Here is a 22702-nt window from a genome sequence, read left to right on the forward strand (position 1 = left end):
CGGACGCCCCGCCTCGACCGCGTCCCCCGCCGGTTACGCTTGCCGCATGTCCCCGGATTCCTCAGCGCTGCGCGATCTTGCCCGCGACCTCGGCGTCAGCACCCAGTACTGGGGGTGGGACGGCGCGCTCAAGGACGTCGCCGACGACACCCTCCACGCGATCCTGGCCGCCCTCGGCGCGCCGGTGGCCTCCGACGAGGACATCGCGGCCGTGCGGCGCGAGCAGGAGCGCGGGCCCTGGGCCCGCACCCTGCCGCCGGTGACGGTGCTGCGCGAGGACGCCGCCACCACGGTGCCCGTCCACGTCGACCACGGCACCGCGGTCCGGGCCCAGCTGCTGCTCGAGGACGGCGGCAGCCGCGATCTCGCGCAGGCCGAGGACCACACCGCGCCCTTCGATCTCGACGGCACGCTGCGCGGTCGGGCCCGCTTCCACCTGCCCGCCGGGCTGCCGCTGGGCTGGCACCGGCTGGTCGCGGAGACCGCACAGGGCCCCTGTGAGGCGGATGTGGTGGTGACCCCGGCACGGGTGCGGGTCCCTCAGGAGTACGCCGCGAAGCGGGCCTTCGGGCTCCAGGCGCAGCTCTACTCGGTCCGCTCGCAGCGCTCGTGGGGCATCGGCGACCTCGCCGATATGCGCGATCTGGCCGCGATCGGCGGCGCCCGCCACGGTGCGGACTTCCTGCTGGTGAACCCTTTGCACGCCTCCTACCCGACCCCGCCGGTCGAGCCCTCCCCCTATCTCCCGGTCACCCGTCGCTTCACCAGTGCGCTGTACCTGCGCATCGAGGACGTGCCCGAGTACCGCGAGCTCACCGATCTCGCCCGCCAGCGGGTGGGGCTGCTGCGCGGCCAGGTCTCCGGGTGGAACGACCGCGTGGACCGTCTCGAGCGCGACGAGGTGCTGGGCGCGAAGCTGCAGGCTCTCGAGGAGCTGTTCGCGGTGCCGCTGACCGCAGGGCGCAGGGCGCTGCTGGACGCCTACCGCGCCCGCGAGGGTCAGGGCCTGGAGGACTTCGCCCTGTGGTCCGCGATCGCGGAGTCGGTGCGCGGCACGGCCGACGAGGCCTGCCTGCAGGACCTCGATCAGGCCACCCTCGAGCAGGCCCGTCGGGAGCTGCCGGAGCGGATCGACTTCCATGTCTGGACGCAGTGGCAGCTGGACGAGCAGCTCAGCGCCGCCCAGACCGCGGCCCGCGAGGCCGGGATGCGGATCGGGATCATGCACGACCTCGCCGTCGGGGTGGAGCAGGTCGGTGCGGACTCCTGGCGGCTGCGCCACGTCCTGGCCGAGGGGGCGGCCGTCGGCGCTCCCGCCGATCAGTACAACCAGCAGGGCCAGAACTGGCACCAGCCGCCGTGGCACCCCCAGCATCTGCGCGAGGCCGGCTACCGGCCGTGGCGGGACATGCTGCGCACGCTCATGCGCCACGCCGGAGCGCTGCGCATCGATCATGTGCTGGGGCTGTTCCGGCTGTGGTGGATCCCGGAGGGGCACGGAGCGGCCGACGGCGCCTACGTCTCCTACGACCACGAGGCGATGATCGGCATCCTCGTCCTGGAGGCGCAGCGTTCGGGCACGCTGGTGGTCGGCGAGGACCTCGGCACCTTCGAGCCGTGGGTGCGCGACTACCTCGTGGATCGCGGGATCCTGGGCACCTCGATCCTGTGGTTCGAGGACGACGGGGAGGGCGATCCGCTGCCGGCGGAGGACTACCGCACGCTGTGCATGGCCTCGGTGAACACCCACGATCTGCCGCCCACGGCGGGCTACCTGGCGGGTGATCATGTGGCCCTGCGCCACGAGCTGGGTCTGCTGGAGCGGGACCTGGCCGAGGAGCTCGAGGCCGACGCGGCCGGGCGCGAACGGGTGCTGGAGGTGCTGCGCCGCGACGGCCTGCTGGACGCTCGCAGCGAGGGCGGCGCAGACATCGAGCAGACGGTGCTCGCGCTGCACCGTCACCTGGCGCGCACCCCGTCGATGCTGCTGGGCGTCTCCCTCGTGGACTGCGTGGGCGAGCGGCGCATCCAGAACCAGCCGGGCACCGACGAGGAGTACCCGAACTGGCGGATCCCGCTGGCGGATGCCGCCGGCGCCCCGGTGTCGATCGACGACATCGCGACCGATGAGCGCACGGCGCGCCTGCTGGCCGCGGTGCGCGAGGGACTGGGCCGGGGCTGACCCATGGCCGGCCGGGCCCGCGGCCCCGGTCAGTCCGCGGTCACCCGGTCCCACACCGAGCGCTGGTCGAGGAACTCGCGGGCGGCTCTCTGCGCGCCCTCGAGGCTGTGGTGGGCTCCCCAGCCGCACTGGATCTCGTTGGCGGCGGGCACCTCGTCGGCCGCCAGCAGATCGCGCAGCGTGGCCTCGAGGACCGGGGCGAAGCCCTCGACGGTGCGGTCACCGCTCAGCAGCACGTAGAAGCCGGTGCGGCAGCCCATCGGTGAGACGTCCAGGACGTCCTCGGAGTGGTTGCGCATGTGCTCCGCCATCATGTGCTCGAGCGAGTGGACGGTCTCGGTGTCCAGGTGCTCGAGGTTGGGCTGGGTGAAGCGCACGTCGAACTTCGTCAGCACGTCGCCGCCGGGCAGCTCCTTGCGATCGGCGATGCGCAGGTAGGGCGCGGCGACGGTGCGGTGGTCGAGGTTGAAGCTCTCGACGTTCATACGGGGCTGCTCGGTCATCGGTGATGCTCCTTCGGGCTGTGTGCGTGAGTGCGTGTCAGGGGGTCTGCGGGGTGCTCAGCGGCTGGAGCGGGCGGTGCGGCCGCGCACGACGCCGACGAACTCCTGGCGCAGCGGGTCGTCCGCCTCTCGCGGCCAGGCGAGGGCGATGCGGGTGGGCTCCGCGTCGCGCAGCGGGCGGGAGACGGCGTCCTTGCGGTGGTGGAGCCGCGCCAGCGACAGCGGCACCCGGGTGAAGCCGACGCCCGTCGCGGCGACGGCGATCCGCTCGGCGGCGTCATCGGCGTGGGCGGCGGGGATCTCGGTCTCCCCCGCCAGGTCGTCCGGGCCGATCTCGTCGAGCAGGCTGAGCACGTCCTCGGCGCCCACCACGATCGCTGCCCGCTCCTCCCACAGGGGCACCAGGTGCAGCTCCTCGGCGCGCAGCGGCAGGCGGACGAAGCACATGTCGACCTCTCCGGCCGTCAGTGCCTCGTGCTGACGGGAGAGCGGGACCGGGACCAGCTCGAGCCAGGCACCGCAGCGGCCCGACTTCCAGCGGCGCAGGAAGCGATCGGGCTCGACGCCGGGGATGAAGCCGATGCGCAGCGTGGTGGGGTGCATGCCCTCAGCCTACGACCCGCGCGGCCACGACGAACAGGAGCTCGCCGCGGCGGGACCGGTCTCGGCAGCACGGCGGATCCGCGTGCTTGCAGCGTCCGGTCGACGGGCGTCGTGGTGTAGCCTCGTTGCTGGATAATGGGGTATTCGGTCGTGAGAGCGGAGTCGACGACGGTGTCGAAGAAGAGTCCTGGGCACATCGCCATCATCGGTGCCGGCATGTCCGGTCTCACCACGGCGTGGCATCTGCAGGAGCAGGGTGTCGAGGTCACCGTGCTGGAGCGGGACGACGTCGCGGCCGGGTCGTCCTGGGGGAACGCGGGGTGGCTCACCCCCGCCCTGACCCTGCCCCTCAGCGAGCCGTCGGTGCTGAAGTACGGACTCACCGCGATGCTCGACCCCACCTCGCCGCTGTACGTCCCGGTGACCGCCGATCCGCGGCTGCTGAGGTTCCTGGCCGGCTTCGCGCGCAACTGCACGCCGGGCAGGTGGCGGCGCGCCATGGGGATCTTCACCGAGGTCAACCGGGTCGCGCTGGACGCCTTCGACGAGCTCGACATCGCCGAGCCCACCCACCCCGCACGCCCGTTCCTGGCCGCCTTCGCCACGGAGGAGGACCGGCTGGCGATGGTGCGCGAGTTCGACGGGGTCGCCCGGTCCGGGGGCACGGTCGAGTACGACCTGCTCAGCGGTGACCAGATGCGCGAGCACGAGCCCGTCCTGGCCGATGGCGTCACCGCGGGCATCGCGCTGCACGGGCAGCGCTTCATCGATCCGCCGCGGTACCTGGCCGCGCTGGCCGAGGCGGTCGAGGACCGCGGCGGGCAGATCCGACGCGGCGTCGACGTCACGGACATCCGCCAGCGCGGTGCCGGGGTCGAGGTGCTGGACCGCTCCGGTGACTCGGTGCGCGCCGATCACGTCGTCATCGCCACCGGAGCGTGGCTGGGTCGCCTCGCCCGCCGGTTCGGTGTCCGCCAGGTGGTGCAGGCCGGTCGCGGCTACAGCTTCACCGTCCGCCCCGAGACGATGCCGACCCACCCGCTGTACTTCCCCACCCAGCGGGTCGCCTGCACGCCGCTGGGCGACCGTTTCCGCGTCACCGGCATGATGGAGTTCCGTCCCGCCGACGCCCCCCTGGACCCGCGTCGGATCCGGGCGATCATCGATGCGGTCCGTCCGATGTATCAGGGGATCGACTGGGAGGACCGTCAGGAGGAGTGGGTCGGGTCCCGGCCCTGCACCGCGGACGGCCTGCCCCTGGTGGGCAGCACCCGGGACGCCCGGGTCAGCATCGCGGGCGGGCACGGGATGTGGGGGATCGCGCTCGGCCCCCTGACCGGCAAGATGCTCGCCAGCCAGCTGACCGGCGGTCGGCCGCCGGCGGTCATGCAGCATTTCGACCCGCTGCGCTAGCAGCAACCGGCCCGGGCAGTGAGGGGCGGTGACCCGGTCGCGTGAGGCGGACGGACCCGTCCGCACCGGTCGTCCTGCCGCTGCCCCCATCACGCACCGCGAACCCGGGCAGGAAACGCCTGAGCCGCGTCATCGTTCGTGAACGATGACGCGGCTCAGGACGTGCGGTGGAGCTACGGGGATTCGAACCCCGGACCTTCTCATTGCGAACGAGACGCGCTACCAACTGCGCCATAGCCCCCTGTCGCGGTGCGACCAGAACAGATTAGCATCGCCGCCGCGGTGCTGTCGCATCGGGGACGCGCCCTTGACGAAGGTCACAGCGGCGATGCCACGACGCTCACCGTCCCGCGGTGCGCAGCTCCTGGAGCTCCTGCTGCAGCTCGTCCAGGACGCTCAGGCGCTCCTGCCCGGTGCAGGCCACGTAGGCCGGCTGCAGATGGTCGGGGCGGCGGACGACCTCGGTGCCCGGCCAGGTGCGCAGCGAGCCGCCGGCCCGGCGCAGGATGTGGAAGCCCGCGGCCACGTCCCAGGAGTTGATCGCGGTCAGCGCCGTCGCGTCGGCCCAGCCGGCGGCGACATAGGCGAGCTCGAGCGCGGCCGAGCCGAGGTGCCGCACCGCGGAGACCGAGTCCTCCAGAGTGCGCACCGAGCTCGCGGCGAAGGCCGGGAACTGAGCGCCGGTGCGCTGGCCGGGGTATCCGGAGAGCACCAGGGCGTCGGCCGGCGCCCTGGTGGCGCGCGGTCGCAGCACCTTTCCGTTCAGGGTGGCATCGCCATCGGCCGCGGCGAACACCTGATGCAGGACCGGGGCGTCGATGACGCCGGCGACCAGCTCGTCGTCGACGGCGACACCGATCGAGATGCAGAACAGCGGCAGTCCGGCGGCGAAGTTGCTGGTGCCGTCGATGGGGTCGACGAAGAAGCTCACCACCGGCCCGGTGTCCCCGGCCGCGGTCTCCTCGGCGGGACGCTCACCGCCCTCCTCGCCGACGATGCGGGCGGTGGGCAGCAGGCGACGCAGCTCGGAGACGATGATCTCCTCGCTGGCGCGGTCGTGCTCGGTGACGATGTCGTGGCTGGAGGTCTTGTACTCCCGGGCCAGGTCGTCGCGGTCCAGGCCACGGAGGTGCTCAGCGGCCGCATGAGCGGCGGCGAGCGCGATGTCCAGCAGGTGCGAGGGCGAGGGGACGGCGGCGGGAGAGGTGGGGGGCACGGAGGTGTTCATCCTCGTCAGGCTAGCCCGAACCGCGTGGACCCGGGCGGACGGACAGGGGGCGGACGGTCCGCTCCCCGGCCACCCGTGCCTGGTCAGACCAGCAGGTGGCGCAGGTACGGGCTCAGCAGCAGCCCGTCGGGGTCGGCGGCCGCGCGCACGCCGCGGAAGTCCTCGAAGCAGGGGTAGAGCTCCCTGAGCTCGGCTGCGCCCAGCCAGTGCATCTTCCCCCAGTGCGGGCGGGCCCCGAAGGCGGCGAGGGTGCGCTGCACCAGCAGCAGGTAGGGCCCGGCCTCCTCCGCGTGGTGGCGGTGGGCGGCGATGTAGACGGTGTCGCGGTGGTGGGCGGTGGACAGCCACACCTCGTCGGCCGCGGCGCGGCGGATCTCGAGCGGGAAGGTGACGCGCACTCCCTCCGCGTCGAAGCGGGCGCGCAGCGCCGCGAACGCCTCCTCGAACCGCTCGGCGGGCAGCGCCCATTCGGACTCGTGGAAGCGCACCCGTCGCGGCGCGGCGAAGACGGCGGCGGAGTCGTCGACCACCCGGGGACCGGCGAACACATGCGAGGCGAGCTCGGCGACAGGACGGCTGAGCGGCGGGACCAGCGCAGCACTGCGGCACAGCAGCTCCCAGACGCCGTTGCCGAGCACCTCCTGCTGCAGCAGCTCGACCGCGCGGGCAGTTCGGTGCCGGGGAGCGGCCGGGGGCAGCCGGCGCATGGTGCGCACGGTCGCCCGGTCGGTGCGGGGGAACCAGAAGAACTCATGATGGTCCGCGCGTGCGGAGTCGGCGAGGAAGGAGCGCACCGTCGGCCCGAGGGCCTCGGTGCTCTCGACCAGCTCGAGGCGATAGGCGGGGACGCACTGGAGGGTGACCTCGAGGATCACGCCGATGCTGCCCAGTCCGAGCCGGGCGGCCTCGAAGAGCTCCGGATCCTGGCTGGGCGAGGTGTCCACGACGGAGCCGTCGGCCAGCACCAGCCGCAGGGCGCGCACCATGCCGGCGAAGCCGGTGAAGGCCGCGCCGGTGCCGTGGGTGCCGGTCTGGATCGCGCCGGCGATCGACTGCCGGTCGATGTCTCCCATCACCGACAGCGCGAGCCCGTAGGGCGCCAGCAGCTCGGCGACCGCCCACAGCCGGGTGCCTCCGCGCAGGGTGACCAGACCGGTCTCGGGATCCGCGGAGACCAGGCCGTGGAGACCGTCCAGCGACAGCGTGATCCCGTCGGTCGCGGCGAGGGCGGAGAAGGAGTGGCCGCCGCCGATCACCCGCAGCGAGCATCCGCGGGTGCGGGCGGCCTGCACGGCGGCGACCACCCCCTCCTGCGAGGTGGGACGCAGCACCTGCTGCGGTGTCCACGACACGGCTCCGCTCCAGGTGCGCAGGGTCATGGTGCTCTCCGGCATCGGCCGCTCCTTCGGGGGCTCGGTGGGGTCGCGGTCCCCGGAGTCCCGGGTGGGAGAGGACCGCTCAGAGGAAGACTGCACCCTCTCCTCGGTACGTGGGGTGGGATCCGACGATCTCGTCGCCGCGGACCAGCAGATAGTGCGCGAAGTGTTCTGCGGGCTCCCCGGCCTTGGCGTGCCGCAGCCACACCGTGTCGCCCACCCGCAGCCGCTCGGCGGCGGGGCCGAGGACGGGGGTCTGCACCTCCCCCGCCGCTTCCTGCGGGGCGAAGGAGAGGCCGGGCGGATGAGCGATCGTGGGCAGGCGGTCCGGCCCCGGCACGCCGCTGGCGATCCAGCCGCCGCCGAGCAGGGTCGCCACGCCCGGGGCGGGGCGGCGCACCACGCTCACTCCGAGCAGCAGTGCCGGATGCGGAGCGAAGTCCCGATAGCGGTCGAAGAGGCCGGGCCCGATCAGTCCGGAGCCGGCCGCGATCTCCGTGACCGCCTCCTCGGCGGCGGTGGACTCGATCGAGCCGGTGCCGCCACCGTTGACGAACTCGAGGTCGGCGATCCTCCGCACCGCGGCCACCGCCTCGGCACGGCGCTCGGCGATGTCCGGACGGGACAGTCGCTTCATGGTGCGCACCGCCGCGCCGTATGCCGTGGCGGCCGCGTCGGTCACCCCGGCGATCTGCCCCTCGTAGGCCATCAGCCCCACCAGCTCGAGAGCGGGCCGGGCCTGCACCTGGCGGGCCAGCGCCACGGCCTGACCGGGGCTGCGCAGAGGTGAGCGCAGCGCCCCGAAGCGCACCCCGGGCAGCGGCGCATAGGCGACGTCGAGCTCGAGGGCGACCCGGATCGGTCGACTCACCCGGCGGGCGCGGAGGTCCGAGGTGGCGTCGAGGATCAGCTCGAGCTGCGCGGTCTCGTCGACCATCAGGGTGATGGCCTCCAGCGCGGCGGGGAGCATCGCGAGCCGACGCAGCGCCCCGCGCTCGACGGTCGGATAGGCGACGAGGACGTCGCGGGCTCCGTGCTCCACCAGCCACAGCGCCTCGGGCAGGGTGAAGGCGAGGATCCCGGCGTACCCGGGCCGGGCCAGCACCCGCTCGAGCAGGCCCCTGACCCGCAGCGACTTCGAGGCGACGCGCAGCGGGGTGCCGGCGGCGCGGCGGGCGAGGTCCGCCGCATTGGCGTCGAAGGCGTCGAGGTAGAGCACCGCCAGCGGGCGCTCGTGATAGCCCTCGCGGGCGAGCAGCGCCTCGAGATCGCCGATGGCGCGGCCGGCACCCGTCACCATGCCGCCCTCAGGCCCGGCGCCGCGCGAGGATCTCGTCGAGCTGGAGGTCCTGCGCCGGGGCGAAGTCCTCATCGACGGCCTCGAGCTCCTCGACCCGTCCGCTCTCCAGCGGCACGGAGGTGGCGAGCATGCTCCGGCGGTGGGCCGCGTGGCGACTGGCGAGATCATCGACCTCGCCGCGGAGGGCGTAGGTGGGCAGGGGCACCGGCCGCGGAGTCCACTCCCCCGGGCGGGACACCTGCTGCGCCGCCCGCTGGGAGGTGGTCTCCAGATCGGCGTGCGGCGGCTCGATCGCTGCGCCGGCAGCGGTCCCCGCCGCCGGTGCCGGGGTGCGCTCGCGCTCGCCGGACAGCCGGCGCCGCGCGGTCTCGGCCTCGGCACGCTGACGGCGCAGGCGGGTGGCGGCGCGGGTCGTCCGGGCGCGGCGCTCCAGCTCCACCCGGCGCAGCCCCACCAGGTACGCGCTCACGCCGACGACGGCGAGCGCCGGCACCCACCACACCACCACCTGCGCGATGGCGAGGACGACGAGGGCGGCGGTGGCCGCGAGCAGGGTGCCGAGCATGACGCCGAGGACCCGACGCGAGCGAGCACGCTCGTCGGCGGGATCGATGCGGGTGCCGGGCTCGGCGTCGAAACGCGGGCGGCTGGTGGGATCGGCGGGGCGCAGGAGCAGACGGTCCTGGGACATGGGCGGGTTCACCTCGGGGGACGAGCGGCGGGCGTGGACGGCCGCGGAGAGGTCCCGCGCCTGGGAGGACATCTCGGCCTCGTCGGCCGCGCGGGCGCGGCCCATCACCTCACGACGGTTCGCGGTGCGCGGCAGGGCATAGGCCAGCCACAGCAGCAGCAGGATGCCGAAGAGGACGGCTCCGAGATTGATCGACTCCACTCCCACAGCTTAGTGACACCGCTGTGATTCCCCTGGTCACGTTGTGGGCGTGTCGGCGGGAAACTCGCGTCGGAGTCGTCTCAGCACCCCGCGGCCGTCGTCCCCGGTGGCGACCTCCTCCGCGGTGAGCGCGAAGACCAGGTGATCGCGCCAGGCCCCGTCGACATGGATCGCCGACCGGCGCGCACCCTCCGGACGCAGGTGCAGCTTCTCCACCACGCGCAGACTCGCCGCGTTCTCGGGCCGCACGGTGACCTCGATCCGGTGCAGCCCGAGCTCGGCGAAGAGGTGATCGATCAGCAGCGCCACCGCGCGGGGCACCACGCCACGACCGGCCTCGTCCTGGCCGATCCAGTACCCGAGGACCGCCGAGCGCAGCGCACCGTACTGGATGGGGCCGGCGGTGATCTGGCCGGCCAGCCGACCCTGGACGGTGATCACCAGCGGCAGTGCGAGACCCAGCCGCGCCTGCTCCTGGCTCCAGCGGCGCAGGGTGCGGAAATCCATCGGTCGCGGGCCGTGCTCGGGATCTGTCGCGTCCCAGGGGCGCAGCCAGCGGGCGTTGCGCTCCCGCAGCCGTTCGAAGGCCGCGCGGTCGCGACGGCGCAGGGGGCGCAGCGTCAGCTCCCCGTCATGCAGGGCCAGCGGCCACACGTGAACCATCGCGTCATCGTAGACGGCGCCGGGCCGGTTCTCCTGCTCGCAGCACCCGGGACCCGGGCCTCTGTGCGAGTCTGGGGCCATGGACGAGGAGACGACGAGGTCACGCAAGCTTCAGCTGCGCCGGCAGCTGCGGTCCCGCCGGGCCGCCGCGTACGCCGGCGAGGACGGTGCCGCCCGCCGCGCACGGGAGGCTCAGCAGCTCCTCGCCCATGCCGCGCCGCTGATCGCCGAGGTGGAGCGGGCGGTGGGCGCCGCCTCCGCGGCGGGCGCTCCGGCCCCGCTGGTCGCCGCCTACCACCCCACCCCCTCCGAGGCGGATGTGCTGCCACTGGCCGGCCGGCTCGCACGCGCCGGTGCTCGGGTGGTGTTCCCGGCGGCTGCCGGGCGGGAGCTCGAGTGGATCTCCTGGGACGGCGACTCCACGTTCGTGGACTCCCCCGGTCGGGGCTTCGGACAGGAACCGACCGGCGAGAGGCTCGGCACCCGGGCGCTCGAGGAGGCGATGCTGGTGCTGGCGCCCGCCGTGGCGGTGGACCGTTCCTGCACCCGGATCGGGCACGGAGCCGGCTACTACGACCGTGCTCTGCGCACCCTGCCCGAGGGAGCGCGGATCATCGCGGTGATCCATCCCCAGGAGCTGCTGGCGCCGGGTGCGCTGCCGTGCGAGGCGCATGATGTGCGGATCCCGGAGGTGCTCACCGCCGACGGACTCGTCTCGCTGGTCACGTCCGCTCTCTCCTGAGCGGCCCGCAGTCGTAGACTCTGTCGCGCGGTCGCCTGCGCGCGGCCGAGCACTTCGACCACCCCGGAGGAACCCGCGTGCCCACGTACGTCTACGCCTGCAAGAACTGCGGACATCGTTTCGAGCAGTACCAGAGCTTCAGCGAGGACTCGCTGCGGGCCTGCCCCGAGTGCACCCAGGACGCGCTGCGCAAGGTCTTCGACTCGGTGGGCATCGTCTTCAAGGGGCCCGGCTTCTATTCCACCGACTCCTCGACCTCGGGCTCCTCGGCCGCCGCGGCCGGTGCCACCGCTGCAGGCGCCGGCGGCTCCACCAGCACCGGGGACTCCGCGAGCACGGGCGCCGCCGCGAGCACCTCCTCCGGAACCTCCGCCACGAGCACCCCGAGCACGCAGCCCGCCCCCGCGGCGTCCTGAACCGACGGGCCGCATCGCGCGGGAGGGGGTCCGCCCCGGCGGCGACCTCTCCTCCCCAGTGCCCCGTCGTCCACCGTCGCGGCGCACCGACCCGACCGGGCGGCCCTGCCGCCTAGCGTCGAGGCATGCTCTCCCGCTTCCGCGCACATCTGCCCGCCTGGCGCCGCGCCCTGCGTCGGCGCCGCAGGCTCCTGGCCGCCCTCGCCGTCGCGGCACTCGTGGCCGCTCTGCTGCCGGCGCTGCTGCCGCCGTCGGCGCGCGGGGTCGACGTGGTCATCGCCGATGCTGCGCTGGCACCCGGCACCGTGCTGGCCCCCTCCCACCTGAGCACCACCCGCATCGCTGAGGAGCTGGTCCCTCCGGGCGCCGCACTCGAGGTCGACGCCGTACGGGGCCGCACCCTGCGGATCCCTCTGGACGCCGGAGCGCTCCTGCTGCCGGGGATGCTCGTGGCCGCCGGCGCCCCCGCGATCCCCGAGGGGTCCGTGCTGATGGCGGTGCCCGTGCCCGCAGTGCTCGTGCCGCACCTGCCGCCCGGCGCGGGGGTCGAGCTGCTCTCGACGGATCCGACCCTCTTCGGGTCCTCGGGCATCGACGCCCGGGTCCTGGAGGTCCCGGAGTCCGCGGCCCCCGCGCCCGTGCTGGGGGCCGGCAGCACGGGCACGGCCGAGGTGCTCGTCATCGTCGCGCAGGAGCGGGCACGAGAAGTGGCTCATGCTCTGGGGGTCGGGGCTGTCGTCGTGACGGTCATCGGTTAATATCCGTCTCGGGCCGCTCTGCGGCCCCTCGCCCCTCGCCTCGTAAGGATGACCCCATGAAGGGTTTCAAGAGCTTCGTCATGCAGGGCAACGTCATCGACCTGGCCGTCGGTGTCGTGATCGGCGGCGCGTTCACCGCGCTGATCGGTGCATTCGTGGACAACCTGATCCAGCCCGTGATCAACGTCTTCGGCGGCGACAACCCTGTCGGTCTCGCGTTCGCGATCATCAAGGGCAATGACGCGACCATCGTCAACATCGGCGCGGTGCTCTCCGCGATCATCGCCTTCCTGATCACGGCGGCAGTCGTCTACTTCGTCTTCGTGCTCCCGATCTCCTCCGCGCGCAAGCTCGACCGCAAGCGCCGCGGCCTCCCCGAGGAGGAGGAGACCGCCGTCTCCGAGGACATCATCCTGCTCACCGAGATCCGCGACGCGCTGACCGCGCAGCGCGACGGGTCCAGCCCGCAGTCCTGAGCATCGTGAACGGTGCCTCGGCGCCTGATCCCACCGGTGTCGACGAGGAGTCCGTCGATGCCGTGATCACCTGGTTCTCCGCGGCGGGCCGTGACCTGCCCTGGCGGCACGAGGGGGTCTCGGCCTGGGCGATCCTGGTCTCCGAGGTCATGCTGCAGCAGACCCCGGTGGTGCGGGTCCTCCCCCGCTGGCAGGAGTGGATGGAGCGCTGGCCCGCACCGGCCGATCTGGCCGACGCCCCGACCGCCGAGGTGCTGCGCTGCTGGGACCGGCTCGGCTATCCCCGACGGGCGCTGCGGCTGCAGGACTGCGCACGCGTCATCGTGCGCGAGCACGGCGGGCGGGTCCCCCGCGGCCAGGAGGCTCTGCGAGCGCTGCCGGGGATCGGCGAGTACACCGCCGCCGCGATCACCGCCTTCTCCCACCGGGAGCGCGCGGTCGTGGTCGATACCAACATCCGTCGGGTGCTGGCACGGAGCGTGCGCGGTCGTGCCCTGCCCGACCGCTCCTACAGCGCTGCGGAACGCGTCGTGGCCACGCGCAGCCTGCCGGTCCCGCGCCGGCGGTCGGTGGCCTGGAACCAGGCGGTCATGGAGCTGGGCGCGCTGGTCTGCACGGCCCGCTCGCCACGCTGCCAGCAGTGCCCCTTGGCCGACGGCGGGTGTGCATGGTTCGCCGCGGGACGTCCTGCGCCCGCCGAGGACACCCGCCGCCGGCAGGCCTTCGAGGGCACGGACCGCCAGATGCGCGGCATGATCATGGCGCTGCTGCGCCGGGACGGCTCCGCGGCGGAGGACCAGCTGCTCGCGCTCGATGCGGAGGACGCCGACCGGGTGCGACGAGGTATCCGCACGCTGATCGCGGACGGGCTCGCGGTCCGCGAGGGGTCACGGCTGCGTCTTCCCTGAGGATCTCCTCGACGCGCAGCCGCCCTCGGCGCGCATCGACCCGTGGGCACCGGGCTCCCGTCAGCCGGGAGCGAGCAGTGCCTTGATCATGCGGGTGTTGCCGAGGGTGTTGGGCTTGACCCGGGCGAGGTCGAGGAACTCCGCGATGCCCTCGTCCGGGGAGCGCAGCAGCTGGCTGTAGATGTCGGGATCCACGGCCTCGCTCATCACCTCGAAACCGTGACGGGTGAAGAAGTCCACCTCGAAGGTCAGGCAGAACACGCGCTGCAGGCCGAGCTGGAGCGCCCTCTCGAGCAGGGCGTCGAGCAGACGGTGTCCCAGGCCGGTGCCGCGCAGGCCCTCATGCACCGCGAGGGTGCGCACCTCGGCGAGGTCCTCCCACATCACGTGCAGCGCCCCGCAGCCGAGCACCTCCCCATGCTCATCGGCCGCCACCAGGAACTCCTGGACCGCCTCGTAATAGGACACCAGGTCCTTGCCGAGCAGGACCCCGGTGTGGGTCATCGGCTCGACGAGACGGTTGATGGCGCGCACATCGGCGGGCAGCGCGGGACGGATGGTGATGCTCATCGTGAGCTGTCCTCTCCCTGTGACGGGCTGAGCGGCGACTCCGCGCTGGTCCCGATGGTCTGCGGCCTCTGGGTGGGTCGCTCGCCGCTCGGATCGGCCGCCTCGGCAGCGCCGGCCGAGGTGGGGGCTTCCCGCTGCTCCGCGTCGGCGGCAGCAGCCTCCGCCCCGAGCTCCGCCGCTGCCTCCCGGCGCTCTGTCCGGCGGTCCAGGACCCGATGCAGAGCGGTGATCAGCCGTTCGATGACCAGGGCCATCACGAGAGCGGCGAACAGCGCGACCGTGATGGCGACCAGGCTGTGGTCGTCGAACCAGGCGCCGGCGATCGCACCGATCGCGCACGAGTAGACGGCCCACACGAAGGTCGACAGCAGCGAGCGGGGCCAGAAGTTGCGGTGGGGGTAGTGCACGGCGCCGGCGACCAGGTTCACCGCAGTGCGGCCGAAGGGGATGTAGCGGGCGGTCATCAGGAAGACCAGGGCCCGTTTCTGCAGACCTCGGTCCGCGGCCTCGACAGCTCCGCGGCCCCGGCCCTCGCGCAGGAATCGGAAGCGTTCCCAGCCGACCTTGCTGCCGATCAGATATCCCAGGTTGTCGCCCGTCCAGGCCCCCATCCACGCCGCCAGTCCGACGAAGATGATCGAGGGCCGTCCCGAGCTCGACCACAGGGAGGAGAGGGTCACGATCGTCGACTCGCTCGGCACGGAGGGGAAGAAGCCGTCGAACGCGGCGAACAGGTACACCATGAGGTGGACCCACCAGGCATCGGCGATGCCGAGGATCCAGTCCTCCATCTGCCCCGTCAGGGACAGCAACCAGTCGATGGTCTCGCCCATGCGTCCTCTCCATCGAAGGCCCCGGCGCGTTCCCCCCGGACCTCCCGGGCTCGTCGAAGCGAGTGCCCGGACCCGATCAGCTCAGGCCCGGTGATGTCCGTGTCCCGGCAGCGGCGCCGGGACGGGTGGTGGGGCCGGCCCCGCCCGGGACGGGGCCGGCCCCACCGGTCAGGAGGTGCTGGCCTCCGCGCTGTCGGCATCCGGGGAGCTCGCACCGTCGGCGTGGGTGAGGTCCTCCGCACGCGCCTGGGTCATCGAATCGATGTCGATCTCCTCGGAGATCGGCATGGACTGACCCCCCTCGGCCCGGCGGGCGAAGGTCAGCTCGCCGAGCAGGCCCTCCCCCTCCGCGTCGACGATGATCTCGTCGCCGACATGGATCTGACCGAACAGGATCCGCTCCGAGAGCGTGTCCTCGATGTCGCGCTGGATGGTGCGACGCAGCGGACGTGCACCGAGCACCGGGTCATAGCCCTTCTCGGCCAGCAGATCCTTCGCGGCCGGGGTGAGGGTGATGGCCATGTCCCTGTCGTGCAGGCGGGTCTGGAGCTTGGCGATCTCCAGATCCACGATCTCGACGATCTCCTGCATCGACAGCTGCGGGAAGACCACCACGTCGTCGACACGGTTGAGGAACTCGGGCTTGAAGTGCTGCTTGAGCTCCTCGTGGACCTTCGACTTCATCCGCTCGTAGTCGGTGGAGAGGTCGCCGCCCGCGGTGAAGCCCAGGGACACGCCCTTGGCGATGTCCCGGGTGCCGAGGTTGGTGGTCATGATGATGATCGTGTTCTTGAAGTCGACCACCCGGCCCTGCGAGTCGGTGAGACGGCCGTCCTCCAGGATCTGCAGCAGCGAGTTGAAGATGTCCACATGGGCCTTCTCCACCTCGTCGAAGAGCACCACGGAGAACGGCTTGCGACGCACCTTCTCGGTGAGCTGACCGCCCTCGTCGTAGCCGACGTAGCCGGGGGGCGAGCCGAACAGGCGCGAGGCGGTGTGCTTCTCGCCGAACTCGGACATGTCGAGCTGGATCAGGGCTTCCTCGTCACCGAACAGGAACTCGGCGAGCGCCTTGGCCAGCTCGGTCTTGCCGACGCCGGTGGGGCCGGCGAAGATGAACGAGCCCCCCGGACGCTTGGGGTCCTTGAGCCCGGCACGGGTGCGACGGATCGCCCGGGAGATGGCCTTGATGGCCTCGTTCTGCCCGATGACCCGCTTGTGCAGCTCGTCCTCCATGTGGAGCAGCCGCGAGGACTCCTCCTCGGTGAGCTTCACGATCGGGATCCCCGTGGAGGCGGCCAGCACCTCGGCGATGACCTCTTCGCTGACCGTGGTCACCGCATCGGACTCGCCGTGCCGCCAGGCCTGCTCCTTCTCGTCGCGCTCGGCCTTGAGGGTCTGCTCCTGGTCGCGCAGGGAGGCGGCGAGCTCGAAGTCCTGCCCGTCGATCGCCTCCTCCTTCTTCTTGCGGGTCTCCTCGATGCGGGCGTCGAACTCCTTGAGCTCGGGCGGCGCGGTGAGACGACGGATGCGCAGGCGCGCTCCGGCCTCGTCGATCAGGTCGATCGCCTTGTCCGGCAGGAAGCGGTCGTTGACGTACCGGTCGGCGAGGTTCGCCGCGGCCACCAGGGCCGCATCGGTGATGGTCACCCGGTGGTGCGCCTCGTAGCGGTCGCGCAGACCCTTGAGGATCTCGACGGTGTGGGCGACCGAGGGCTGGTCGACCTGGATCGGCTGGAAGCGGCGCTCGAGCGCAGCATCCTTCTCGATGTGCTTGCGGTACTCCTCGAGCGTGGTCGCCCCGATGGTCTGCAGCTCACCACGGGCCAGCATCGGCTTGAGGATGCTGGCGGCGTCGATCGCGCCCTCGGCGGCCCCGGCCCCGACGAGGGTATGGATCTCGTCGATGAACAGGATGATGTCGCCGCGGGTGCGGATCTCCTTGAGCACCTTCTTCAGGCGCTCCTCGAAGTCACCGCGGTAGCGGGAGCCCGCGACCAGGGACCCGAGATCCAGCGTGTAGAGCTGCTTGTCCTTGAGCGTCTCGGGGACGTCACCGGCGGTGATGGCCTGCGCCAGCCCCTCGACGACCGCGGTCTTGCCGACACCGGGCTCGCCGATCAGCACCGGGTTGTTCTTGGTGCGGCGCGAGAGCACCTGCATCACCCGCTCGGCCTCGCCATCCCGGCCGATGACCGGGTCGAGCTTGCCCTCCCGGGCGGCCTGGGTGAGATTGCGGCCGAACTGGTCGAGCACCAGCGAGCCGGCGGGCTGTCCCTCCGTGGGACCGCCGGCGGTGGCCGGCTCCTTGCCCTGGTATCCGGAGAGGCGCTCGATGACCTCCTGGCGCACGGCCGACGGCTCCGCCTTCAGACGGGAGAGCACCTTGACGGCCGTGCCCTCACCCTCGCGCAGCAGGCCCAGCAGGATGTGCTCGGTGCCGATGTAGTTGTGGCCCAGCTGCAGCGCCTCGCGGAGGCTCAGCTCGAGCACCTTCTTCGCCCGCGGCGTGAAGGGGATGTGACCGGAGGGGGTCTGGTTGCCCTCGCCGATGATGTCCCGCACCTGCTCGCGCACGGCGTCGAGGGTGACTCCGAGGGCTTCGAGCGCCTTGGCGCCGACACCCTCGTTCTCATGGATCAGACCGAGCAGGATGTGCTCGGTGCCGATGTAGTTGTGGTTCAGCAGCCGTGCCTCGTCCTGTGCCAGGACGACGACGCGGCGGGCACGATCGGTGAAGCGTTCGAACATGGTCCTCCCCCGTCCGGTGGTGGTGATGGCTCGAGCGTACGCGCCGCTCCCGTCGAAGCAGAGCCTGTTCGCCGCAGGCGTGACGCCGGTTCGCCGCGGCATGATGACCCGCTCCGCCGTCGGCCGGCGGTTCCCGACACGGGTTCCCGACCCGTCGGTCGGATCCAGTGGGGCGGGTCGGCGCGAGTCGTATCATGGCGTGGGCCACACCCCCTTCCTCAAGGAGCACGTCATGGGCGCCATCGTCGGCGGAATCATCCTCTTCGTCCTGGGAGCCATCGCGCGCTTCGCCCTGGAGATCAACCTGCCGGGTGTGGACTCCGCGATGCTCGGCACCATCTTGATGGTCGCGGGAGCCGTCCTGTTCATCGTCGGGCTGCTGCTGATGCTGCGCTCGCGCAAGACCGTCGTGAACACCCAGAACGCCCCCGGGCACAGCGTCTCCGAGCGTCGGGATCCCCCGCCCACCGTGTGAGGGCTGCGACCGCTCCGGCCGACGGATGATCCCGGTGCGCAGGGCGTCGGCACCGCACCGGGGCGGCCCCTCCGTCACCCGGCCGCGACCTCCGGCTCCAGCCTGATCTCCAGCACGGGCAGTGCGACGTCCGGCCGGCGCACGGGGAGGGTGAAGGTGACCACGTCGCGGCCCAGGGAACCGAGCGTCATCTGCGACGCCTTCTGCTCCGGGTCGATGACCCGGTGGGCGACCTCCGAGCCGTCATGCAGCAGGCGCGCGAAACGCACGCGGTCGGCGGCCCCGGCGAGATGCACATGCTGCATCGGCCAGGTCGTCAGGTGCACGTACAGGCGGTCACCGCGCCGGGTGAGGACGGTGCCGCGAGGGGCGATGAACCCGTGCGCCGGACCGGCGCCGCGGACGGAGTCCTCGTGCAGCTCCATCCACTCCCCGATCCGGGCCAGGGCGGCGGTGTCCTCGCGGCGCAGGCCTCCGCGCCCGTCCGGCCCGATGTTCAGCAGCATGTTCCCGCCCGTCGACACCGAGTCCACGAGCATCCGCACCAGCAGCTCGGGGCTCTTGAACTCGAGGTTGTCCCGGTCGTAGCCCCAGGACCCGTTGAGGGTCTGGCAGGCCTCCCACCGCAGCGGAGCGCCGTCCGCGCCGGTCATGGGCCGGGCCGGCTGATACTGCTCCGGCGTGACCAGGTCCCCGGGGATGCCGAGCCGGTCGTTCACCAGGGCGTCCGGCTGCAGTTCTCGCACCATCGCCAGCAGGGTGCGGGCATCCCAGTCCTCCGCGCTCTTCCCGTCGGGGCCCGGATAGGTGAAGTCGAAGAAGAGATAGTCGATCTGCCCGTAGCGGGTCAGCAGCTCCCGCACCTGGCCGTGCAGATAGGTGCGATACCTGGACAGGTCGCGACCGGCATCGAGCGCATCGCGGTCGGGATGGTCCCGCAGCGGGTGGTTCTGGTCGATCGTGAAGTCGGGGTGGGACCAGTCGATCAGCGAATGGTAGAGACCGACGCGGAGCCCCTCGTCGCGCAGCGCCCGGACCCATTCCTCCACCAGGTCGCGGCCGCACACCGCCTGCGTCGTGTACGCGCTGAGGTCGCTGTCCCACAGGCAGAACCCGTCGTGGTGCTTGGTGGTCAGCACCGCGTACCGCATGCCGGCCTCCCGCGCACGGCGAGCGATGTCGCGGGCATCGAACCGATCCGGGTCGAACTCCTGCGCGTACCGCGCGTAGTCCTCGGGATCGCGGTGCTCCCGGCTCATCACCCATTCGTGACGTGCCGGGACGGCGAAGATCCCGAAGTGGACGAACAGGCCGAAGCGGGCCTCGTCGAACCAGTGGGCATCGTTCATCATGCGATCTCCTTCAGCTGAGGGATGTCGTCCATCCGCTCTGGAACATCGAGGGCGAGGCGCTGCTCGTAGGCATCATCCCCGGCCGGCGTCAGCACGTGGCAGCTGCGGCCGCGGTGCAGAACGTCCGCATCGCAGCCCTCCCTCGGTGCGCCGCGTCGCGCCGACGCGGGCCGGCAGTCAGTCCAGCGGGGCGTCGGTGGTCGCCCGGTAGGCCTCCGGCAGGGCGGGGACGGCGGCGTCGCCCGCGTCATGCACCGTGACCGCCTCGATCACCGCATCGGCGCCGTCGATCTCGATCCGGAGCGGACCGGTCCTCACCGGCTCCTCCAGCCGGTGGATCCGCCGCACCCCGATGGTGCCGCCCTCTGCCAGCACCGTGCCCTCGGCGTCGAGCACGCGGTGACCGCGCACGCGCTGCCCGGCGGTGACATCCTCACGGATCTCGAAGTGGTCCCACCGTGTCCCCGCCGGGAGCTCCGCGCCCACTGCGTCTCCCTGCGGCGTCAGCTCCGCGGGGATCGGAGCCCCGAAGCGGGCATCCAGTGCGGCGCGGAACTCCTCCAGACGTGCGATGTCCGCGGCATCGATCCGTCCCTGCCGGTTCGGCGGGACGTTCAGCAGCAGGTTCGCTCCCAGCCCGAGGGACCGATCGTGGATCGCCAGCAGGTGCTCGAGCGACTTCGGTCCCTCGTCCTCCTGCCAGAACCAGCCGCGATGCAGGGAGACATCGCATTCCGGCGGCAGGTACTGCGCCTCGGTCAGGCCGATGACGTCCTCGTCGTAGTTGTTCAGGTCCGTGGACCGCGTGACGTACTCGCAGGGGTCGGCCGCCAGGCCGTCCTCGTTGCCGATCCAGCGGATCGTGGCCGGTCCCATGTTGAAGACCATGGCGTCGGGCTGGAGCTCGTCCAGGACCGCGCCGATCGCCCCCCAGTCGTAGGTGCGGCCGGCCGATCCGGCGCCGTCGAACCACACCTCGACCAGGCCCCCGTAGTTCGTGCACAGCTCGCGCAGCTGGCGCAGGTAGAACTCGTCGTAGGCGGCAGGATCCGCGTACGTCGGCTCGTGGCGGTCCCAGGGCGAGAGGTACAGACCGAGGCGGAGGCCGTAGCGACGCGCGGCGTCGGCCACCTCACGGACGACGTCTCCCCTGCCGTCCTTCCACGGGGAGGAGGCGACGGAGTAGTCGGTGGTCTCCGTCGGCCACAGGCAGAACCCGTCGTGGTGCTTGGCGGTCAGCACGACATGGGCGGCGCCGAGATCGCGAGCGAGACGGACCCACTCGTCGGCGTCGAGAGCGGTCGGAGCGAAGGCCGAGGCGGGAATGGTGCCATCGCTCCACTCCTTCCCGGCGAAGGTGTTCACGCCGAAGTGGAAGAACATGCCGAGCCCGGCCTTCTGCCAGGCGAGCTGCTGCGGCGTGGGGGTGAGGATCTCGTTCGGTGCGGTGTCCACAGGAGTCACCCCCATATTCTGGCAGAGATCGGGTGTTTGCTGGCGGACGTCCACTCTCCAGCCGGCGCTCCCCGGAGGCTCCGCGCGGCCTGCGCAGTGATCCCGCGGTCGAGGATCCTGGCGGGTCCGGGGGCCGCCGTCCAAGCCGCCTCCACGCTGGTGGGCCGCCGCGTCGACGCGCTCCTGGACACTCCCGACGACGAGTGAGGGCCGGATCGGGCATGCCGGAATCGCCGGGACCCGGTCGTGAGGGCTAGGCTTCATGGGACCGATCGAGGGACCTGCGCCAGTGCGGGGACGAGGGACGGAGAGACATGGCAGACCTCAGGGTGGATGTCGAGCGCGCCGATGCGGTGATGATCGGGGGCGGGATCGCCAGTGCGACCCTTGCGGCCCTCCTCAGCGAGCTCGAGCCGACATGGGACATCCGCGTGCTCGAGAAGCTCGACACCGCGGGTCAGGAATCCAGCGAGGGCTGGAACAACGCCGGCACCGGACACAGCGCCCTGTGCGAGATGAACTACACGCCGCAGGATGTCGACGGCTCCGTCAGCCCCGCCAAGGCGATCACGATCAACGAGCAGTTCCAGATCTCCCGGCAGTTCTGGGCGCATCTGGTGGAGAACGACCGGATCGGTGACCCGAGCGAGTTCATCCACGCCGTCCCGCACATGAGCTTCGTGCACGGCATGGAGAACGTCGACTACCTGCGCCGGCGGCACGAGGCGCTCACCTCGAACCCTCTCTTCGACCGCATGGAGTTCACCACCGAGCATGCGCAGCTGGCGGAGTGGGCGCCGCTGGTCGCCGAAGGGCGACCGGTCACGGAGACCATCGCGGCGACCCGCTCGACCGACGGCACCGACATCGACTTCGGTGCGCTGACCCGTCAGATGCTCGGCTTCGCCACCCGCACCGGCACCACCGTCTCCACCGGGTCCGAGGTCGTGGATCTGCGCCGCATGGGCACGGACTGGGGGGTGATGGTCCGCTCCACCGCGGACGGCTCGATCAGCGTGGTGCGCACCCCGTTCGTCTTCGTCGGCGCAGGCGGCTACGCGCTGACCCTGCTGCAGAAGTCCGGGATCGACGAGATCCGCGGCTTCGGCGGATTCCCGATCTCCGGTCAATGGCTGCGCTGCACCGATCCGGAGACCATCGCCCGCCACGATGCGAAGGTGTACGGCAAGGCCGCCGTCGGCGCACCGCCGATGAGCGTCCCGCATCTCGACACCCGCTATGTGGGCGGGAAGCGGTCCCTCATGTTCGGCCCGTACGCCGGCTGGTCGCCGAAGTTCCTCAAGGCCGGCCGCTACACCGACCTGCTCGAATCGATGAAGCCCTCGAACATCACCCAGATGATGGCCGTCGCCCCGCCGAACCTCGACCTGATGGTCTACCTCGGCTCGCAGCTGGCGGCGACCCATCAGCAGCGTTTCGAAGCTCTGCTGGAGTACATGCCGGCGGCGCGCGCGTCCGACTGGGAGGAGGTCACCGCCGGTCAGCGCGTCCAGGTCATCGCACCGGACAAGGCCAAGCACGGCGTGCTGCAGTTCGGCACCCAGCTGGTCACCGCGGCTGACGGCTCCATCGGCGGCATGCTCGGAGCCTCCCCGGGAGCCTCGACCTCGACCAGCATCATGCTCGGCCTGCTGGAGAAGATGTTCCCGCAGCGCATCGAAGCCTGGCGGCCCTCGCTGACCCAGATGGTGCCGAGCTGGGGACGGTCGCTGTCGGAGCACCCGGACGAGGCCCACCGGCTGCTGGACCACACGGCCGAGGCGCTGGGCCTGACGCACTCCTGAG

General features: G+C 71.8%; 21 protein-coding genes and 1 tRNA gene. 9 read left to right on the forward strand and 13 right to left on the reverse strand.

Translation table 11 applies throughout. The features are described from left to right. The first annotated feature begins 46 nt into the window (after positions 1-46). Positions 47-2182, forward strand: coding sequence for a 4-alpha-glucanotransferase (malQ, locus tag CFK38_RS12935; protein ID WP_096803436.1), 2136 nt, complete (start codon positions 47-49; stop codon positions 2180-2182). 29 nt (positions 2183-2211) lie between these two features. Here the strand turns inward: malQ and CFK38_RS12940 are convergent, their stop codons facing one another. After that, positions 2212-2685, reverse strand: a complete 474-nt coding sequence (locus tag CFK38_RS12940) for an S-ribosylhomocysteine lyase (protein ID WP_096803437.1) — start codon at positions 2683-2685, stop codon at positions 2212-2214. Between the two features lie 57 nt (positions 2686-2742). Beyond that, complete coding sequence (locus CFK38_RS12945) at positions 2743-3288, reverse strand: LysR substrate-binding domain-containing protein (protein WP_096803438.1); 546 nt, start codon at positions 3286-3288, stop codon at positions 2743-2745. 171 nt (positions 3289-3459) lie between these two features. Between CFK38_RS12945 and CFK38_RS12950 the strand changes: the two genes are divergently transcribed. Further along, a complete protein-coding gene (locus tag CFK38_RS12950; protein ID WP_245851047.1) occupies positions 3460-4701 on the forward strand; it encodes an NAD(P)/FAD-dependent oxidoreductase in 1242 nt (413 codons plus the stop codon). Between the two features lie 168 nt (positions 4702-4869). Here CFK38_RS12950 and CFK38_RS12955 read toward each other — a convergent pair. From CFK38_RS12955 to CFK38_RS12980, 6 genes are all read right to left on the reverse strand, one after another. Further along, a tRNA-Ala gene (locus CFK38_RS12955) sits at positions 4870-4942 on the reverse strand. Positions 4943-5041: 99 nt separating this feature from the next. Next, a complete protein-coding gene (locus CFK38_RS12960) occupies positions 5042-5929 on the reverse strand; it encodes an inositol monophosphatase family protein (RefSeq protein ID WP_096803440.1) in 888 nt (295 codons plus the stop codon). An 83-nt stretch (positions 5930-6012) separates the two neighbouring features. Continuing rightward, positions 6013-7323 (reverse strand): D-arabinono-1,4-lactone oxidase, encoded by a 1311-nt coding sequence (locus CFK38_RS12965; RefSeq protein ID WP_096803441.1) that lies wholly within the window; start codon positions 7321-7323, stop codon positions 6013-6015. Positions 7324-7387: 64 nt separating this feature from the next. Then, positions 7388-8605 (reverse strand): alanine racemase, encoded by a 1218-nt coding sequence (locus tag CFK38_RS12970; RefSeq protein WP_096803442.1) that lies wholly within the window; start codon positions 8603-8605, stop codon positions 7388-7390. Between the two features lie 7 nt (positions 8606-8612). After that, on the reverse strand, positions 8613-9497 hold the full coding sequence (locus CFK38_RS12975; protein ID WP_096803443.1) for a hypothetical protein: 885 nt from the start codon (positions 9495-9497) through the stop codon (positions 8613-8615). A gap of 36 nt (positions 9498-9533) precedes the next feature. Further along, a complete protein-coding gene (locus CFK38_RS12980; protein ID WP_096803444.1) occupies positions 9534-10160 on the reverse strand; it encodes a GNAT family N-acetyltransferase in 627 nt (208 codons plus the stop codon). Positions 10161-10239: 79 nt separating this feature from the next. Here CFK38_RS12980 and CFK38_RS12985 point away from each other — a divergent pair, with 79 nt between their 5' ends. From CFK38_RS12985 to CFK38_RS13005, 5 genes are all read left to right on the forward strand, one after another. Beyond that, on the forward strand, positions 10240-10902 hold the full coding sequence (locus CFK38_RS12985; protein ID WP_096803445.1) for a 5-formyltetrahydrofolate cyclo-ligase: 663 nt from the start codon (positions 10240-10242) through the stop codon (positions 10900-10902). A gap of 77 nt (positions 10903-10979) precedes the next feature. Then, entirely contained in the window at positions 10980-11318 is a 339-nt protein-coding gene (locus CFK38_RS12990; protein WP_096803446.1) for an FmdB family zinc ribbon protein, read from the forward strand. 125 nt (positions 11319-11443) lie between these two features. Then, positions 11444-12076: an SAF domain-containing protein gene (locus tag CFK38_RS12995; protein WP_096803447.1), complete on the forward strand. Its 633-nt coding sequence runs from the start codon at positions 11444-11446 to the stop codon at positions 12074-12076. A 56-nt stretch (positions 12077-12132) separates the two neighbouring features. Then, complete coding sequence (mscL, locus tag CFK38_RS13000) at positions 12133-12552, forward strand: large conductance mechanosensitive channel protein MscL (protein WP_096803448.1); 420 nt, start codon at positions 12133-12135, stop codon at positions 12550-12552. A gap of 5 nt (positions 12553-12557) precedes the next feature. Continuing rightward, positions 12558-13460, forward strand: coding sequence for an HhH-GPD family protein (locus CFK38_RS13005; RefSeq protein ID WP_096803449.1), 903 nt, complete (start codon positions 12558-12560; stop codon positions 13458-13460). Positions 13461-13520: 60 nt separating this feature from the next. On the opposite strand, the gene CFK38_RS13010 is transcribed toward CFK38_RS13005, so the two are convergent. The 3 genes from CFK38_RS13010 to CFK38_RS13020 all read right to left on the reverse strand — a co-directional run bounded on the left by CFK38_RS13010 (position 13521) and on the right by CFK38_RS13020 (position 17614). Then, positions 13521-14030 (reverse strand): amino-acid N-acetyltransferase, encoded by a 510-nt coding sequence (locus CFK38_RS13010; protein WP_096803450.1) that lies wholly within the window; start codon positions 14028-14030, stop codon positions 13521-13523. Beyond that, positions 14027-14863: a DedA family protein gene (locus tag CFK38_RS13015; RefSeq protein ID WP_096803451.1), complete on the reverse strand. Its 837-nt coding sequence runs from the start codon at positions 14861-14863 to the stop codon at positions 14027-14029. The genes CFK38_RS13010 and CFK38_RS13015 overlap by 4 nt, the downstream gene beginning before the upstream one ends. 168 nt (positions 14864-15031) lie before the next feature. Further along, the gene (locus CFK38_RS13020; RefSeq protein WP_096803452.1) at positions 15032-17614 is read right to left on the reverse strand and encodes an ATP-dependent Clp protease ATP-binding subunit; all 2583 of its coding nucleotides are present in this window, start codon (positions 17612-17614) and stop codon (positions 15032-15034) included. A gap of 199 nt (positions 17615-17813) precedes the next feature. On the opposite strand from CFK38_RS13020, the gene CFK38_RS13025 reads away from it, so the two are divergent. Then, on the forward strand, positions 17814-18089 hold the full coding sequence (locus CFK38_RS13025) for a DUF6458 family protein (RefSeq protein ID WP_245851049.1): 276 nt from the start codon (positions 17814-17816) through the stop codon (positions 18087-18089). 74 nt (positions 18090-18163) lie between these two features. Here CFK38_RS13025 and CFK38_RS13030 read toward each other — a convergent pair whose 3' ends face one another. Continuing rightward, on the reverse strand, positions 18164-19441 hold the full coding sequence (locus CFK38_RS13030; protein ID WP_096803454.1) for an alpha-L-fucosidase: 1278 nt from the start codon (positions 19439-19441) through the stop codon (positions 18164-18166). A 177-nt stretch (positions 19442-19618) separates the two neighbouring features. Further along, a complete protein-coding gene (locus CFK38_RS13035; protein ID WP_245851051.1) occupies positions 19619-20905 on the reverse strand; it encodes an alpha-L-fucosidase in 1287 nt (428 codons plus the stop codon). A 305-nt stretch (positions 20906-21210) separates the two neighbouring features. Here CFK38_RS13035 and CFK38_RS13040 point away from each other — a divergent pair, with 305 nt between their 5' ends. Further along, complete coding sequence (locus tag CFK38_RS13040; RefSeq protein ID WP_096803455.1) at positions 21211-22701, forward strand: malate:quinone oxidoreductase; 1491 nt, start codon at positions 21211-21213, stop codon at positions 22699-22701. Position 22702 lies beyond the last annotated feature (1 nt).

Origin of the sequence: Brachybacterium vulturis, assembly GCF_002407185.1 — a bacterium.
In the GTDB taxonomy this organism is placed as follows: domain Bacteria; phylum Actinomycetota; class Actinomycetes; order Actinomycetales; family Dermabacteraceae; genus Brachybacterium; species Brachybacterium vulturis.